The organism is Gimesia sp. (genome assembly GCF_048262075.1).
In the GTDB taxonomy this organism is placed as follows: Bacteria; Planctomycetota; Planctomycetia; order Planctomycetales; family Planctomycetaceae; genus Gimesia.
In genome coordinates, this window is the sequence record NZ_JBLXFK010000006.1 from 367,777 (window position 1) to 385,344 (window position 17,568).

General features: G+C 48.9%; 13 protein-coding genes. 10 read left to right on the forward strand and 3 right to left on the reverse strand.

The features are described 5' to 3' along the window. Positions 1–17: 17 nt before the first annotated feature. A complete protein-coding gene (locus ACN0YH_RS14740) occupies positions 18–1,292 on the reverse strand; it encodes a DUF1501 domain-containing protein (RefSeq protein WP_417380334.1) in 1,275 nt (424 codons plus the stop codon). 70 nt (positions 1,293–1,362) lie between these two features. Further along, entirely contained in the window at positions 1,363–3,009 is a 1,647-nt protein-coding gene (locus tag ACN0YH_RS14745) for a DUF1549 domain-containing protein (RefSeq protein ID WP_417380335.1), read from the reverse strand. 428 nt (positions 3,010–3,437) lie between these two features. Between ACN0YH_RS14745 and ACN0YH_RS14750 the strand changes: the two genes are divergently transcribed. Next, a complete protein-coding gene (locus ACN0YH_RS14750) occupies positions 3,438–4,232 on the forward strand; it encodes an SDR family NAD(P)-dependent oxidoreductase (RefSeq protein WP_417380336.1) in 795 nt (264 codons plus the stop codon). 4 nt (positions 4,233–4,236) lie between these two features. Here ACN0YH_RS14750 and ACN0YH_RS14755 read toward each other — a convergent pair whose 3' ends face one another. Beyond that, the gene (locus tag ACN0YH_RS14755; RefSeq protein ID WP_417380337.1) at positions 4,237–4,854 is read right to left on the reverse strand and encodes a PilZ domain-containing protein; all 618 of its coding nucleotides are present in this window, start codon (positions 4,852–4,854) and stop codon (positions 4,237–4,239) included. 515 nt (positions 4,855–5,369) lie between these two features. Here ACN0YH_RS14755 and ACN0YH_RS14760 point away from each other — a divergent pair. The 9 genes from ACN0YH_RS14760 to ACN0YH_RS14800 all read left to right on the forward strand — a co-directional run bounded on the left by ACN0YH_RS14760 (position 5,370) and on the right by ACN0YH_RS14800 (position 17,565). Beyond that, positions 5,370–5,858 carry a 3-hydroxyacyl-ACP dehydratase FabZ family protein gene (locus ACN0YH_RS14760; protein ID WP_417380338.1) on the forward strand — a complete coding sequence of 163 codons (489 nt, stop codon included), beginning with the start codon at positions 5,370–5,372 and terminating at the stop codon, positions 5,856–5,858. Between the two features lie 76 nt (positions 5,859–5,934). Further along, on the forward strand, positions 5,935–6,687 hold the full coding sequence (fabG, locus tag ACN0YH_RS14765) for a 3-oxoacyl-[acyl-carrier-protein] reductase (protein WP_417380339.1): 753 nt from the start codon (positions 5,935–5,937) through the stop codon (positions 6,685–6,687). 196 nt (positions 6,688–6,883) lie between these two features. Then, a complete protein-coding gene (locus ACN0YH_RS14770) occupies positions 6,884–7,270 on the forward strand; it encodes an acyl carrier protein (protein WP_417380340.1) in 387 nt (128 codons plus the stop codon). A 156-nt stretch (positions 7,271–7,426) separates the two neighbouring features. After that, positions 7,427–7,915: a 3-hydroxyacyl-ACP dehydratase FabZ family protein gene (locus ACN0YH_RS14775; protein WP_145231877.1), complete on the forward strand. Its 489-nt coding sequence runs from the start codon at positions 7,427–7,429 to the stop codon at positions 7,913–7,915. Between the two features lie 177 nt (positions 7,916–8,092). Beyond that, positions 8,093–9,376, forward strand: a complete 1,284-nt coding sequence (gene fabF / locus ACN0YH_RS14780) for a beta-ketoacyl-ACP synthase II (protein WP_417380341.1) — start codon at positions 8,093–8,095, stop codon at positions 9,374–9,376. A 399-nt stretch (positions 9,377–9,775) separates the two neighbouring features. Further along, positions 9,776–10,816, forward strand: coding sequence for an alpha/beta hydrolase (locus ACN0YH_RS14785; protein ID WP_417380342.1), 1,041 nt, complete (start codon positions 9,776–9,778; stop codon positions 10,814–10,816). Positions 10,817–11,261: 445 nt separating this feature from the next. After that, the gene (locus tag ACN0YH_RS14790) at positions 11,262–11,681 is read left to right on the forward strand and encodes a response regulator (protein WP_417380343.1); all 420 of its coding nucleotides are present in this window, start codon (positions 11,262–11,264) and stop codon (positions 11,679–11,681) included. 305 nt (positions 11,682–11,986) lie between these two features. Beyond that, complete coding sequence (locus tag ACN0YH_RS14795; RefSeq protein ID WP_417380344.1) at positions 11,987–13,327, forward strand: metallophosphoesterase family protein; 1,341 nt, start codon at positions 11,987–11,989, stop codon at positions 13,325–13,327. Continuing rightward, positions 13,324–17,565, forward strand: coding sequence for a DUF4332 domain-containing protein (locus tag ACN0YH_RS14800; RefSeq protein ID WP_417380345.1), 4,242 nt, complete (start codon positions 13,324–13,326; stop codon positions 17,563–17,565). Before ACN0YH_RS14795 ends, ACN0YH_RS14800 begins: the two co-directional genes overlap by 4 nt. Positions 17,566–17,568: the final 3 nt, after the last annotated feature.

Genomic DNA, 17,568 nt, shown 5'->3' on the forward strand with positions numbered 1-17,568 from the left:
TTTACAGGCGAATGGAATTAACCAATCAGTTCTTTAATTGGAGTTCCGCCGTTGGCCAGTTTCATGGGACGACCGCGTTTCGAAGTGTGCACGATGTCCAGAGGAATCCCCAGTGAGTGAGCAACGGTTGCCCAGAGATCGCCAGGCAGATAGCTCTTACCTTCGATTCCGATACCATCCGCATCGGTTTTACCGACAGCCTGACCGTTTTTCATTCCGCCACCACCCACCATAGCTGTCCAGCTGGCAGCCCAGTGGTCACGTCCCACGTTCTGGTTGATTCGTGGCGTGCGACCGAATTCGCCCATACAGACAATTGTGACATCGTCGAGCATCGCACGCTGCTTCAAGTCCTGAACCAGTGCGGCAATCCCCATATCCAGCTGTGGCAGGTTTTGATCTTTCAACGAATTGAAAACGCCCTGATGCAAATCCCAGCTTCCGACAGAGGCAGAGACTTCTACAAATGGTACTCCCACTTCTACCAGACGGCGGGCCAGCAACAGACCCTGACCAAAATTACCAGTTCCATAAGCTTCTTTCAAAGCTGCAGGCTCCTGATCCACTTTGAATGCTTCCATCTGCTTGGAGGTCATCAGGTTGACGGCCTTCTTGTAGATGTCTTTATGGGAGTTCGCTGATTCCCCTCGTTTCGAATTGATGAAACCAGATTCCAGTACCTGCAACATATCGAGACGCTGTCCCAGTCGCTGCTGTTCTGTCGTATTGATTTCAGCGTTCTGAATCGTACCATTACTGGAGACGACGAACGGTGAGTGGGACATTCCCAGAAATCCCGCACTTCCGCGGCTACCGCCGATCGAAATGAATGAGGGGATATCCAGTTCTTTGCGGCGAGCGCCCAGTTCATAACTGACAACCGAACCAAATGTTGGGTGCACTACCGTGGGGTTAGGCACGTAGGCAGAGTGCATATAATAAGTACCACGGGCATGGTCTGCTTCTCGAGTACTCATGGAACGAATCAGCGAGAGGTTATCCATCACCTGAGCTGTCTTAGGCATATGTTCTGAAATCTGCATGTCACCCTTGGTGCTGATTGGCTTAAATTCGCCACCATTCTTTGAACCTGGTTTCAGATCCCAGATATCAATGGTAGGAGGTCCACCGGCCATCCAGATCAGGATGCAGGCTTTCTGCTGCTTTTTGACCTGACTGGCATTCGCTTCCAGATGTGACAGAAAGTGCATCGTAGGGATTGCAGTCGCTGCTCCTGCGACATGCTTCATAAAGTGGCGACGCGTCATTCCGTAAGGATTCAGAATAGTCATTGTTAAGGCCTCTTTTTGTTGATTTTTGTGATAAAGGTTGTGTTTAGCTTAATCTATATCAGCGACAGATTTAGTGATTGAATACAAATTCATTGGAGTTCAATAGCGCCCAGTACAGGTCCTGGTAAGCAGCCAGTTTGTTGGGAGCACCAGAGATCAAGCGTTGTGCACCGTTGATTTCTCGACGATCTGGATAACGGCTTAATGTGGAAAGGAACAATTTGCGAATCTTAACCTGATCATTACCCTTCTCGGATAACATTTGATTCAAATAACTTCCACGCTCTGCACTGATTGCATTTTTGGTCAAATCACCATTCATCATCATCAGTGCCTGTGGGATCGTCCCGTTGAACGTAGTTGAATCATCGCCTGAATCGTTATCAAAGGCGACCATAAACTGGCCCATCCACCGACGGCGTTGTTCTTCAGCCCGTTCCCAGTTTGACTGACCTGATTTATGAGCACCGGTCGCAACAATCAGCGAATCATAAAGCTGTTCAGCCGTCATATTCTTGATATACATATGCGAGAAGAGAGGGGTTTCTCCTCGCTCAGGACTGTCAATTTCATTATTGCGACTGAATTGACTGGTCAGGTTGTAAGCCTCAGTGTTACAAATCCAGCGTGCCAGTTGTTTGAGGTCGTAATCTTTCTTTACCAGCTCTTCAGCCATTTTATTTAACAGCTCAGGATGTGATGCCGGGTTGTGAGGGCCCATGTCATCTACGGGACGGGTAAAACCATATCCCATAAAGTAGCCCCACATCCGATTGACTATTGCTGTCGCAATCAGAGGTCTATCCCCCTGCACAATCAGTTTTGAAAATTCTTTGCGGCGTTCGACGCCACTTTGTGGATCGACCTTTTGATCTTCGAAAATCGGGTAGGCAACCTGCATCAGCCCGGAACGTTTTTCGTAATAGACAGGTCCGTTAAAACCAGTCGCTACGACTTCGGAGTAATCATCAATCTGTCGACCGGTTTTGGGATCGGTCTTACGGTGATTGATACGACGCATTTGACGGAAGAAACTGTTGTATTCCCAGAACTGATTCTGCTTCCAGTCATTGAACGGATGGTTGTGGCACTGGGTACACTGTACCTGGATCCCGAGAAAGAGACGGGTTGTAGCGGCAGTTACCTGCACGGCTTCGTCATTATTCTGCATCTGTGCCAGCAGATAGTTAACAGCACCATTTTCTTCAAAATGCCCTTCTGCAGTAACCAGATCCTGGACGATTTCATCCCAGGGCCGGTTCTTTGCAAAAGCCTCCCGCAGAAACTTTTGCATTCCGTTGCGGCTCACCCGTCGAGGAGTACGGCGACCAATGAGCAGGTTTGTCCACACATTCGTAAAGTTTTGTACGTATGCGGGATCTTCCAGCAGTTTATCGATCATTTTGGATCGCTTGGCAGGATCACGATCTTTATTAAATTGCTCTACCAGTTCTGCGGAAGGAATTTGACCAATCAGGTCGAGGTGCACGCGACGCAACCATTCTGCATCCGAAGCGACGGGAGAAGGATCTACTTCGTTATCTTCCCACCCCTGGCGAACGCGCCCATTGATATAGTCAATAAAAGGATCAAATGCGCCTGTAGAAAAAGCCTTCGCTCTGCTTTCCGGAGGAGCAGCATCCGCCATTGATACCAAGCTACCGGCACAGATCAACATGGTTAAAACAACACTGAGTTGTTTAGAAAAACGACGCATTATCTTGTTCTCCACTATATTAAAAATGATAGAACGAAAGCCTGCCAGTCTCCTTTAGCAATTCAACCTCACAGGCCAAATTGCGAAATAGAGACGGCTTCGCTACTGTATTAACCAACTCAAACACAAAAACATTCGAGAGTCTCTTAAGTATTATCTCTATTTTATTGGAATAAGCTTACTATAGGATACCCGATTTTATAGTTTTTCCAATGATAATATCAACGATTCCATATGCATCTACACGATTACCTGAAACCGATCAATCGACGCAAACACCCAATAACATTAAACTTATAAACAAATACACCCTGCATATTCCGTATTACCGTCAAATCATTCCCTGTGGACTTGATCCACACCCTTAAAAATATACATTCTTACACATACGCCGAGACATCCAAACTCAGGAAATAGAAAAGAAGCTGATGCAGAATCAATATCAGTTTGAAAACCAGATTGTGATCATTACCGGGGCTGGTAACGGAATTGGACGTGCCACAGCAATCATGATGGCAGAATCCGGTGCCCATGTCTTTGCTGGCGATTTGAACCACCTGCCTGAGAATAAGGAAATATTCTCCCGGCTGGGGATAACGGAAGTGAAATGCGATGTTCGCCAGGAATCAGACATCCAGGAATTGATCGAACAGGCGACCCATCAATATGGGCGCATTGACGTACTGGTCAATAACGCAGGAATCGGCATGGTCAAACCAATTCATCAGGTAACTGAAGAAGAATGGGATGCCTGTATCGACACAAATTTGAAAGGCACTTTTTTAGGCTGTAAACACGCAATCCGTTACATGCTGGCTACGGGAGGAGGCTCCATCGTCAATACTGCCAGCAATGCTGGCCTGCTGCCTCGCGCCCATGATCCGGTTTATTCCATCAGCAAACATGCCGTGGTCGCATTGACTGAAAGCCTGGGCCTCTGTCACGGAAAAGATAATATCCGTATCAATTGTGTCTGCCCAGGACCGGTCGGGGAAACAGGAATGATGAATGCTGACATTTCCAGTGCCGCTGATCCGGAAGGCCTGACCCAATCGATGATCCGTGCCAGTCCGATCGCAGCAGCAAACAAACGCATGATCAGCCCCGAAGAAGTGGCTTCTGCCATTTGTTACCTGGCCAGCAAAGATGCTTTAATGGTAACGGGAACCGCCATTCGCATCGATGGCGGCAAGTCCCTGGGTGTTCCCCCACAGGGAAATTGACAGACTACCCTACATAACAGGCAGGGGCATATTCTTTTAAATGTGCTACCTGCTCATTTGAAAGTGGGCATTGCAGTTTGCAGTCGATGCGCCAGAACTCCTGATCCAGAGCCGTCGAGCGCACTACTGTAGCGGCAACATTCAGTACAAAGTTGAGGCTTGTGTCTTCTACAGTCAGCTGCAATTCATCTCGCGTCTGAAAAGCCGAACGGGAAGCAAATGAGATTCCATTCTGGCTGACATTAATCGCATAACCCTTCTGCGCTGGATGTGAACCTGCTTCGACAGGCCGATGATCACCCTTATTGAGAGCCAGAACAATGGCATCACTGGTGTGTCTTGGATACGCACGACGATCAATAGACCGGGATTCCACAACGGGAGAGTCGGATTCTTCAGGTTCAAATTCTGCGGTTTGCTCAGAGTTTGCCGCAGCTCGCACCTTACTGAGCACGGAACTCCAGGTTCTTCCCGCTGCAGATCGATGAGTCTTCAGGGAGAGCCCTGACTGTTGACGGCACTTGCGAAAGGAAATCGAATGAGTTTCAGCAGCGCTGCTGGCCGTCTGCCCGGTGATCTCAGAAACGTCAACTACTGGCCGTGCATCAAGTACCATATTCATATAACCAAACCTGTCGTCAGGAATTTTAAGTATCCATATACACAGTTTACTGGTGCAGCAAACCGCAAAAACAACTGTTCAAACTTATGTCAGGAATAGCAGGCTGTCAAAAAGATCCTTCAAAAACAGACTCTTTCAGGCCTATTCAGTTAGATCTCTTTGGCATTACCCTCGGCGAGTTTCAACAACTCAAACTCAACAGAGACCCTTAAACTGCTTCCATATATACACTTACCTCATTATCATTTAAAACGTGGAAAATTCGCATGATTTCAGGATGGACAGTTGCGTCACTAGCTTGAGAAACCGGTATCGGGCAATTATACTGCCACGTTTCCAATGACTCTCAAGAATCGAATGAAGTTTAGTCGGTTCGATCATCGATAGGGGTTTCTGTATTAAACCGGTTTGACCACCGCCAGGAAATTTGAGAACCTTACCAGTCAGCCATGGTTCTTGATCACCGGTTAACCTGATTACAGCCTCTTCCAGACAGGTAGCGAGATTATACAGGCATGCGTTTTTCGCTCGTCGATCAAATTTTAGAAATGGAGAAAGGTAAGTCGATTACGGCTATCAAAAACCTTTCTCTTTCAGAAGAATATCTTCAGGATCATTTTCCGGGCTTTGCCGTGATGCCGGGAGTATTAATGGTGGAGTCGATCGTTCAGGCGGGTGCCTGGCTGATGCGGTATACCAACGATTTTCAATATAGCACCATTCTACTGAAGCAGACCAAAGCCATCCGCTTTAACAGCTTTGTCACACCAGGCAAGCAGTTGCGAGTCTCCCTGAGTATTCAGAAGTGGGAAGACAACCTGTGCACATTGAAGGCGTCCAGCCAGGTGGAAGGGGAAGCCGCAGTCAGTGGTCGGATTGTACTGGAACAGTTCAATCTGGGCGACAAGAATCCCTCGATGGCTGAAACCGATGCCACACGGATTCAAGATCTGCAGACTCAGTTCCGACAGCTCTGGAATCCCAGCAGACAAACCGCCTCCTGAATCAGACCGGTCTGCATGAGTATTAACATACACAGTAATTAAGAACTTAAAATAGAAAATTAGATTGGAATCTGGAATGAAACTGGAAGGAAGAGTAGCGTTGGTAACCGGTGGCAGCCGCGGTATTGGAAAAGCCGTTGTGCAGACCCTGGCCCGTGAAGGGGCAAAGGTTGCCTTTGTGTATCGTTCCAGTGCGGAAGCCGCAGAACAGATCGTCAAAGAGCTCGCCGATGAAAACTGCGAAGCATTCGCCATCCAGGCAGATGTCGCCAGTAAAGCGGAAGCAGATGCGGTCGTCGAACAGGTCATGGAAAAATGGGAAAAAATTGACATCCTGGTCAACAATGCCGGCATTATCCGAGATGGTCTGCTGGCAACCATGTCCGCCGAAGACTGGCAGGCTGTGATCGACACCAATCTGACCAGCGTATTCAACTTCTGCCAGGCGGTCACCCGCCCGATGATGTCGAAACGCTATGGCCGTATCATTAACATGTCGAGCGTCGCAGCTCACTTTGGCAACTCCGGGCAAACCAATTATGCCGCCAGTAAAGGGGGAATCATTGGATTCACCCGCTGCCTGGCAACTGAACTGGCCAAACGCGGAGTGACCGTCAATGCAGTTGCTCCCGGATTTATTGAGACTGACATGACCGTCGATGTCCGTAATGCGGCCGGTGATCAGATTAAAAAACATATTCCCTCACGACGCCTGGGACTTCCTGAAGATATTTCCAATGCGGTATTATTCTTTGCCACAGAAGAGTCTTCCTACATCACCGGCCAGACACTGGCTGTTGATGGCGGATTAACATTAGGTGGAATTTAGACAAGTAATTCGAAGCGGCTCGTCGTCGTTTTGAAAAATACATTTTTGTTATGTGTGATCAGTAAAATTTGAATTGGGTCAATTCTGCTTACTGCATCACGAGAACTGTCAAAACTATTCTTCTCGCCGAATAGTTTTAAATCAGGCTGGGTCGGCGGGACTTATCGACCAGCAGGTCGAACCAAGGAGTAATGAAATGCCAACTAGAGATGAAATCTTCGATTCCGTTCGTGAAACACTGGTTGATGCGCTCGGGCTGGATGACGACGAAGTAGTGCCAGAAGCCACCCTGATGGGAGACCTGGGTGCTGAATCTATCGACTTCCTCGATATCGCATTCCGTCTGGAAAAAGCCTTCGATATCAAAATTCCCCGTGGTGAACTGTTTCCGGAAAATATTGCTTCTTCCGATTCAGGCTTTGTCAAAGACGGTGAATTCACAGAAGCAGGTATCGCTGAACTCCGTACCAAGATGCCTCACGCAGACATCGATTCCTTTGCAGACAATCCTAAAGTCGAAAACATGCAGGATCTGTTTACCGTCGACATGCTGGTTAACTTCCTCGAAGCACGTCTGGCTTAATTTACAGATTCTCTTAATCAGACAGATATAATGGCTGGCACAGCTCACTTAAGTGAGCTGTGCAGTTTTCTTCCTGTCTGGTATTTGATCTGCGCTGCCAGTTGATTCATTCGAGTTTACTGGGGATTCAAATCACGAACGAAAAGGTGTTTCAAAATGCGTTGGTTCTGGATTGATCGCTTTATTGAATTTGAAAGCGGTTCTTATGCCAAAAGTGTGAAAAACGTGACACTGGCAGAAGAGCATCTGCACGACCACTTCCCTGGTTTTCCAGTCATGCCTGGTTCCCTGATGATTGAGGGGCTGGCACAGACCGGAGGCATTCTGCTGGGCGAGATCAACGATTTTGAACACATCGTCATTCTGGCCAAAGTGCCTCAGATGACTTTTCACAGCTGGGCTTGCCCTGGTGACCAGTTGATTTATACAGCGAAAATCACCAATGCGGGCGAAGAAGGAGGCGCTGTCGATGTGACTGCCATGGTGGGCGACCGCTTGGTCGCCGAGGGTAGTATCATATTTGTCCACCTCGATCAGAGTGATTCCGAATTTGGAGCCATCGACCAGAAAAACTTTGTGTTTTCGATGAATCTACTGGGAATCCTGGATGTCGGCAAAGCCGGAACGGGCGAAGATCAGGCGTGAGACAGCGATTTTTGAAAGCTTGCTATAGAGGCCTTGATTCAAATTGAACTACAATGATAATTCAGGTATTCAAAAAACGCAGACTTAAACTGGCAGCAAATCACGTTTGAACAGTACACCTGATCCAGAGATTTGCCTGCCGTTACAAAATCAATTTTAGAACAAGAGTTCGAAGCTATGAACCGCCGCGTTGTGATCACTGGAATTGGCGCTATCACCCCCTTGGGAAAAACCGTGGAAGATACCTGGAAAGCACTCCAGGAATCCAAATGTGGTATTTCCAACATCACGCATTTTGATGCTTCGAATTTTCCGACACGCTTTGCAGCGGAAGTCCATGACTTTCACCTGGAAGATTATGTCGACAACCTGGATCGCTTTGAGCATTCAGGTCGCAACATCCGCTACGCCATTGGCGCAGCCACTCAGGCGGTCAAAGATTCCGGGATTCTGGATGATGACTTTGATCCTGCTACATTTGGTGTTTACCTGGGAGCCGGTGAGGGGCAACAGGACTTCTACACCTTTATGAAGATCATTGCCCAGGCTCAGAACGATGGCGAAGTCGATCTGGAAAAATTCACCAAAGTCGGACTGGAGCAGCTTAACCCGCGGTTCGAACTTGAACAGGAACCCAATATGGCTGCCGGCCATCTGGCCAGCCTGTTCAATGCACAGGGCCCTAACCTGAACTGCCTGACTGCCTGTGCCGCTTCCAGCCAGGCGATTGGCGAAGCATCAGAGCTGATTCGTCGCGGCGATGTCGATATCATGCTCTCCGGTGGAGCCCACAGCATGATTCATCCCTTCGGCGTTACCGGCTTCAGTCTGCTGACAGCCCTTTCAACTCATAACGAAGATCCCGCCAAATCATCCCGTCCCTTTGATCGCAACCGGGATGGATTTGTGCTCGGCGAAGGTGCGGGCATGATGATTCTGGAAGATCTGGAACGGGCTCAGAAGCGTGGTGCAAAAATTTACGGGGAACTGGTTGGGTATGGTTCTACCGCAGACGCCTATCGTGTGACCGACATTCATCCCGAAGGTCGCGGTGCCATCAAGTGCATTAAGATGGCAATGAGTCACGCACAGATCAATCAGGATGAGATTCATTATATCAACGCTCATGGAACCAGTACTGCCGTCAATGATCGTGTGGAAACCAAAGCAATCAAAGGCGCACTGGGTGACGCCGCCTACAAGACTCCGGTCTCCAGCATCAAAAGTATGATGGGACACCTGATCGCTGCAGCGGGAAGTGTGGAAGCTATCACCTGCCTGATGGCCATTCGTGATAATGTCGTCCCCCCGACCATCAATTACGAAACACCTGATCCTGAATGTGACCTGGATTATATTCCGAATGAAGCACGTCAGAAAAATGTGACCACTACTCTGTCTAATAGTTTTGGATTTGGCGGACAGAACATTGCCCTGATTTTTTCAGAATTCAAAGACTAAATTTTAAGCTGATAAACGCTTGCTGGATTACGACAATTCCCTGTAATAAACCGGGCTGCGCTGCTACATCTCGCTCATATCAAATCAGAAATGAATTCTAGAGCACATCACATTTAACCATAGCGTCTCTCAAACTATTATACTCGGTTCAAATAGCTCTGGAGACGCTACAGTAAAACTGGACACAGTCTAATTTTTTTGCCGAGATCGGCTCAGACCTGTGAAATTGATCAAGGCGCTCATGGCAAAACCGGGTAAACTACGCGCGTGTAAATTCAAAGCAGATTTACACACTAAGTTATGTACGTCGATGATCCCGGAATCAAGAGTCCACATCTAATTTGAAAACAGAGCCTGTCTGCAACGCGGACTGGTAGTGTCACCACCAGGGAGACAGCAGTGAGTTGGTTGCTTTGGTGCGTTTTGAGCGCAATCGCAGTCGAAATGATAATCCAGTACTGCATCATGCGCGCAGCTTACCCGGTGCTGTTTGCGCCGATGCCTGATCGATTCAATTTGATAGGCACACTCGCGCAACTTCCGGAGAACGACGAGCACATTCAGATCAGAGATGTGTCGTTTCCCACTACAGACGGCCTGATGCTCCACGGTTTCATTGCCACTCCCGCAGCCGCTCATCCTAAAGGTGTCATACTCTTCTGCCATCCATTTAAGTCCACAGGACGAATCGCACTCTTTCAATGTCAAGGATTGCTGGAGGCAGGCTTTGCAGTCTTTTCATTTGACTTCCGTAATCATGGCGAAAGTGAAACCGATTCCCGCTATCAGTCAATTCACTGGCTCTCACAGTATGAACTCAATGATGCCAGGTCCGCCATCCAATACCTGCGAACTCAACCAGAACTTTCGCAATTGCCACTGGGGATGCTGGGGATGAGTCGCGGGGCGGGTACTGCGCTCGCGGTTGCTGCAAAAGCTCCTGAAATCCAATTCGTTGCCTGTGAAGGTGCCTTCCTGAATGAGGAACTCTTCCTGGATCACGCGATTCGCTGGGGAGAACGTTTCCTGCCGCGACTGTTTATTCAAATCGTACCCACTTCGGAAGTCATCCGCGCTTTTCGGATAATGATCTGGTATTCACAACGGCGGCAGGGCTGCCGCTACATCAATCTGAAACCGCGCGTCAAACTTCTGAAGAATCGAAACCTGTTATTTTTCACGGGAGAAAAAGACCAGAGTGTGGTTCCCCGGATGACACAGTTGATTGTGAAGCGGATCCATAATGCCCACATCACGATCTGCTCTTTACCAGGCGCCATTCACAATGCAGGCCGCTTCGCCCAGATGGAAAAATTTGACTCGGCGCTGATCGACTTTTTTTCGCAAATGGTCGAACACAGCTCCCAGAGGGAAGAGCTCGGATTTCCAGAGCCGTCAACAACTCCTGCTGACCCTCTCCCTAGAAAACGATCCGCTTGATCTGAGTCCATCCAGACGACAGATCTAATTGATAAAGCGTAGACACGAGCCGGCCTTCGATATCAATCCAGATAGTGTCTCTTTTTACTGTAACGTCTTCAGGAACATTTTGGCCGAGTCTATCAGACTGGAAGATGCTATGGTTCAATGTGATGCGCTGAGGGTTTACAACTCGTTTTGAAATTACTGCCTATTTGACAGCGACTGCACGGGGAATGTACGAAATCCTCAATGTCACCCTCTTTCCCCTGAGCTCTAAGAATAACCCTATCCGTTATATATAAAACGACTTATAATCAGAATTATTTTTCTTCATGACAATGGTATCTGATTTGCTTAACCTGAAGTACATAAAAAGCTATTTGCAGGATTCCCGTTTCAAACTAAGGTTATCATAAATATCCGCTGCTGCGGTGACCTTCCGGATTACTTGGTGAGATGTCACATGGTTAATGCCAGATCACAGGCCCCTTATCAGCTACTGATTGCTGATGATGATTCCGGGTTTCGCGCTATCCTCAAGGAAGTGCTGGCTCCTTATTTCAGACTCATCGAGGCTGAATCAGGTGAGGAAGCCGTTGAACTGGTTGAACAGATTTCTGTCGACATCGTTCTACTAGACATGCATATGGACATTCTTACCGGTCTGGAAGCCATGCGGCTGATGAAACAGATCAATGCCATGCTCCCCTGTATTTTGATCACCGCAGATGCGACTGACGAATTAAGGCAGGATGCTTCCGAAGCGAAAGCCTACGAAGTACTATCTAAACCTTTCAAACGCCAGGAGTTAGTGGCCACAGTTTCACACGCACTGGTTGACACCTACCATGACCCGGATGTAACAAACTGGCTGGGAAACTAGGCCACATCACATCTTAGCGTAGTGTCTCCTGGCTCTGAATACGCGGTCCCAATCCCCCTGAAGACGCTACTGTAAAACCGGACACAGTCCAGTTTCGGTTCTGCTATACAGGCCTGCCTTTGTCTTCTGGAATTTCAGCCACGGTACAGGGACATTTTCCACAGACTCCACTTTTCTTAAACTGCGGAGTGAAGTACACTTCCAGACAAAATTGCAATTCATACAAGCATCACTGCCACCTGCATCCCCGGTCACATTGTGGAACAATTGACGTCAGCAGGCTGAGCGGCGGAAAGGAGTCTGCCATGCCATTTGTACCAACCCGGTTTATCCATGCCAGTAATCTGCGACTGGACCATCAGGCGCAAGGGGTCGGCGCAGTTTCCATTGAATCTCAGACGATCCTTGAAGATTGTACCCTCGAGACGTTTTCCCACTTGATCGACGCCTGCCGAGAACATGAAATTGACTTTCTCCTGCTGAGTGGCAATTCCTTTGTTGCTGATGACTTCAGCATTCGCGCCCGCATCGCATTAATTGAAGGCTTTCAAAAACTGGCTGCGGATCAGATTCAGGTTTTCATCGTTCCCGGACAGCACGATCCATTGAGCGCCTGGGATCTGCAGTACAACTGGCCTGCCAACATCACGTTCCTGTCACCTCAGGACCATGATGTAATCGATATTCTGCGCGAGGACAAAACCATTGCCACCCTGCAGATTCTGGGATCTGCCAACCGTAAATTATCACAACCAATGAAACTGAATCAGCGCAATCAACTGTTTAACAAACAGGAGGCACGTGCCCTTTCCATTGGATTGATTGTCGCGAATCTACCAACAGAGCCGCTTGATACTGCCGGTCATTCGACACACGACATTCCGCTTACACTGCCTGATGAATTTGTGCCGGAAGAGTGGCGTTCGGAAGAATCCAATGCGGTGACTGTTGATTATCTGGCTCTCTGCAAAGGCACTCACAGACATACATTCGAAATGCACCCCGGTGTCGCTCATCATCCGGGAACAGCACAGGGGCTCAATTTCAGTGAGCACGAACAAAACGGAGTCACCCTGGTCACAGTGGGAACGGAAGCGCAACTGGAACAGCGGACACTGCGACTGGCGGCTGTTCGCTGGCTGGTACTGGAACTGAACCTGCAACCGGAAATAACCCGATCTCAACTGACTCAAATGATGCAGGAATTGCTCCAGTCCCAAAACAGAGGCAGCGATGAAAAGTTGTGGATGGTACGCTGGCAGTTTCAGGGATCGGGTGAGTTGTTCGAATCGCTCAGAAGTTTTAAACATCAGGGTAGCCTGAGTAATGAATTGGCGCTGGTTGTCAAAGAACGACTTCCTGTTGGCATTGAACAATCGTTTTACCTGCTGTCAGAAAACAGAGAGTTTCGCGGAACGCAATCCACTTTGGCTCAACAGTACCAGGCCCAACTGGACGCGTTCAAGTCAGAGACTGATCGCCCGCTGGATCAGTTGCTCACACATGCCACTCACCTCGATCAAAGCTGGTTGCAACGTCTGAATTCGGTCACCGAACATCTGGACGCACAGCAGATCTTCAACTCAGCCATCCACAATGGACAGACTTGGCTCGATGTTTCATCGGATGAGGAAGTACACGTATGAAAATAACCAGAATCCATGTAAACCAGTTCGGGAACTGGCAGGACCTGAATCTTGCTTCGCTCGACCCGGGAATTAATGTGTTTTATGGCCCGAACGAAACGGGTAAATCAACGCTGATGCGCATGATTCGGGGGATCCTCTATGGTTTTCAATCCGACGAGTTGCGCGAGCATTCACGTGTTTCCGATTCTGTACCCTGGTCTGCACTATTGGATATACGACACCGGGGACAGTTCTATGAAATCCAGAGACAAACCACGGCGAACGGACGAGGTCACTTCTCTTTCCAGAGTCAGACCAGGGGAATTTCAGGCACTGATCTTTTAACCTCACTCCAGGCGGGAGTGAATGAAAGTGTTTATGAAAATGTATTCGCCATCGGGTTGAATGAACTTCAGGAGTTGGGAACTCTGCACGGCGATCAGGTCGCCCAGCATATCTATGGCTTGACACTCGGGCCGGAAGGTCAGGCGATTCTCGATGCATCAAAACAGGTCAGTCAGTCCCGGCAGTCACTCCTCAGCCGCGATGCCAAAAGCGGAAAATTACCAGACCTGTATCAGCAGTTGGAGGAAATCAATGCACAACTCGCAGACCTGGAACAACAATCACAGCGTTTTTTCAATCTGTCTAACGACCTGCAAAAAATTCGTGCCGAGTCGGACAGCCTGAAAAAACGAAAATCCGGACTTCAGTATCAGATCCGGGGGCATCGATTCCTGGACCGGGTCTGGAAACCGTGGCAGGAAGTGCAAGACCTGCAGCAGCAGTTGAAGCGATTGCCCGTCGTCCACGATTTCCCCAAAGATGGCGTGAATCTGCTGACTGAATATGATCGGGAAATCAAACAGGTTGAATCAAAGCTGATCGAGATTAAAGCAGAACTCAGTGGTCTGCGTAAACAGATCGAGCAGGCGGAACTCGACAATGAATTATTAAACTTTGCGCCCAATATCCAGAGTCTGGTTGATCAGAAACTATGGATGACGGATCTGGAACAGCAGCACAAATCAGGCATCACCCGCGTACAGGAGTTAGAGACAACCCTTAAGAACTACCTGAGCCGCAATCACCATCTGGGTGATATTTCTCATATCAAAACCACTCCTGATAATAACCAGCGACTGATTGAAGCCTCACGCGAATATCGCCTTGCCGGAACGAAGCGAAGAAATGCGCACCGACGCTATAAAAAAGTGTCGCGTAAATATCAGCAGACTCTAGCCAGACTGCAGGAACAGTCTTCACGACTTCTCAACGGACATTCCACAGAAGTAGAACTCAAGCGAGCCCGGGAGCGCATGAAGCATCTCGAACGACTCAGCCAGTTACGGTTAAGAGAGTCGGAGTTTGTCATTCGCCAGGAAGCGGTCAAAGAACAGCTCGAACGCCTGCAAACCAACTCGCGTCTGCCCGGGTGGGCTAAGAAAACATTGTTCGGTTTCGCGCTGGCCGGGGCATTCCTGGTCCTCGCCGGTTTCTGGCGAGGTGTCACCGATGCGAAACTGGTGGGGTTGATTTTCTGCCTGAGTGGCCTGTTTCTGGGAGGCATCACCTGGGCCATTAAAAAACATTTCGAACTCGACGTACAGGATCAGGCTGAGGAACTACAGGATGAAAGCTGGGCCCTTGACGTCCACCTGCGCGAGACGCGCCAGGAAATCGATCGCATCATGGAAGATGAATACTTCGCGTTAAAAACTCTGTCGGAAGGGCACTCCCTCAGCAGTCACCGGCAGCGGGAGACTGTGCCGGCGCTGAATTTCAATGATGAAAATATTCTTCGGACCGATCTCTTGCACGAACTGGCGTTCAAGATCGCTGAACTGGAACAGTTGAAAACGTCCCAGGAACGCGCTCAGAAAACCCGCCAGTTACTGGTCAAATTGAGGAACCGGTCACAGGAAATCCAGCGCAACTTCAGCAGCAAGCGGCATGAGTGGTGTGAATGCCTGAAACAACTGGGACTGACCGAAACTCTTAAAGTAGATGACGCGTTCCGAATGTGGCATCAGGTTTCACAGGCAAACCTCTACCGAAATCAGTTGGAACAGGAACAACAGAAAATCAAACCCTCTGGTGATCTTGTTGACATGTATTTCAAACGAGTCCGCGAATTAAGCCTGCGGATGAATCGCAGCCAACAGAATTCAGCCCCCCCCTTTGAACAGGTTACTGCATGGGAGCGAGAACTCGAAACACTTTCAACCCAGCGTAAAGAACGTGCCAGGCTGATGAAAGAAGAACAGCGGCTGCGCCTGGAAGCAGACTCCCTGAAATTAAAGCTGGAGGAAATCAACCATCTGCGGTCAACACTTCTCATCCAGGGTGGTGCTACGAACCGCGAAGATTTTGTGAAACGGGCCGCATCGCTGACAGAACGTATCGAAATCGAAAAGACGCTGGCGACTGCGCAGCGGGAACTGGAACGAGCCAGTCAGTCTGAGCAGGAAATGGCCATAGTCGAAGATGATCTGCTGGTTTTCGATGCAAATGCGAATGCCGAGCAATTGGACATGTTGAATCTGGAACTGGAAGACATCGAACAGGATCTGGTCACGGCTGCGGAAAACATGGGGCGTCTGAAACAGGATTACCAGAATGCAAAAACCGATCGCAGCGCAGTCCAACTCCGATTTCAGCGCGAGCAGATACACGAACAGATCAGACAGACAAGCGAAGACTGGTTTACGACAGAGCTTTCAGCCATCGGTCTTCAGAAACTGCAGTCAGAATTTGAACGTACCAGTCAGCCGGAAACACTCGCGATTGCCTCTGATTACCTGAGGCAGTTAACCAATGGGAAATACTCTAATATCTGGACTCCCCTGGGCGAACAATATCCCAAAGTCGATGACAACGAAGGTCACACTCTCACGGTCAGCGAACTGAGTAGTGGCACACGAGAACAGCTCTTCCTGGCAATCCGACTGGCCATGGTCGAGCGTTTCCGCAACAACGGTGTTGAACTTCCCATGGTCCTGGACGACGTGCTTGTCAATTTCGACCAGAGCCGAACCCAAGCCGCCATTCAAACCCTGATCTCTGTCGCAAAGAAAGGTCAGCAGATCCTCTTTTTCACCTGTCATCTGCATTTAACCCGACTGTTTGAAGAACAGGGTAGACCTCCTGTCTGGCTTACAGCTGAGAACTCAACACAGCAAGCCTCATCTCCAGTTATCTCAAAGTCACCAGTGCAGTCTGATCTTCAGCCGCAACCTTCAGTTTCCCCCCAGAGCTCTACAGCCGTTCTGAATATCCCATTGGTAACTGAACCGGTTTATCAGCTGGAATGGTCATCGCGTCTTCACAAACTGCATTCTCTCAATCAGACCCAGATTCAAAAACTGAACCAGGCTGAGATCCATTCGATTGCCCAGCTCCTGTCTCCGTCGGCAGATCAGTTGGCTGCACAATTACCTGGAGAAATCACTGCAGGACTGATTTTTGAATGGCAGAGCCAGGCCAGACTGGCATCCTGTATTCGGGGAATCAAACCGCACCAGGCCGCGTTTCTCGTCCAGTGTGGGATCACAGAACCCGGCGATATCACCAGCATGTCATTCCCGGAACTCTGGTCGCTGATTGAATCCAGCCTTCCCACTGAGACGTCTAACGAGACGACGATCACTGAAACACTTGTGAAACAATGGTTTCAATCTGCACATCAGGCGCGGAAATTTCACCCGTCCAAACCTGCTGCCACAGAACAGAAACCTCAACAACCAGAACCACAGGAACGACGTGACTATCGCAGGGATGGCTCGCATACCGAGTCCGGTAATGCGAAGCCAAATACCCCGCCCTTTTACCTGAATCGATCCATGCCTGTGGAACAGGCCCCGTCCATTGGTCCGAAAACAGCACATCGCCTGGAAAAAGTCGGGATCTTCTCGGTTAATGATTTCCTGGAATGTAACCCGGAAAACATCGCAAATCAGTTGAACGTTTCTCACATTAAAGAACGCACCCTCCGCGTCTGGAAAAAACAGACAAAGCTCGTCTGTTGTATCCCCGGGCTGCGTGGCCACGATGCACAGATCCTGGTTGCCTGCGGATTTTATGAGCCAGACCAGATTGCCCGCACTTCGCCTCAGGAATTATATGGCAAAGTAAAATCATTTGTTAAAACCAGCGAAGGGCAGCAGATTATTCGCGGCGGAAAGAAACCGGACTTCAAAGAAATCACCGACTGGATTCAATGGTCTCAAAAAGCCAGGAAGCTACATGCTGCCTGAGCA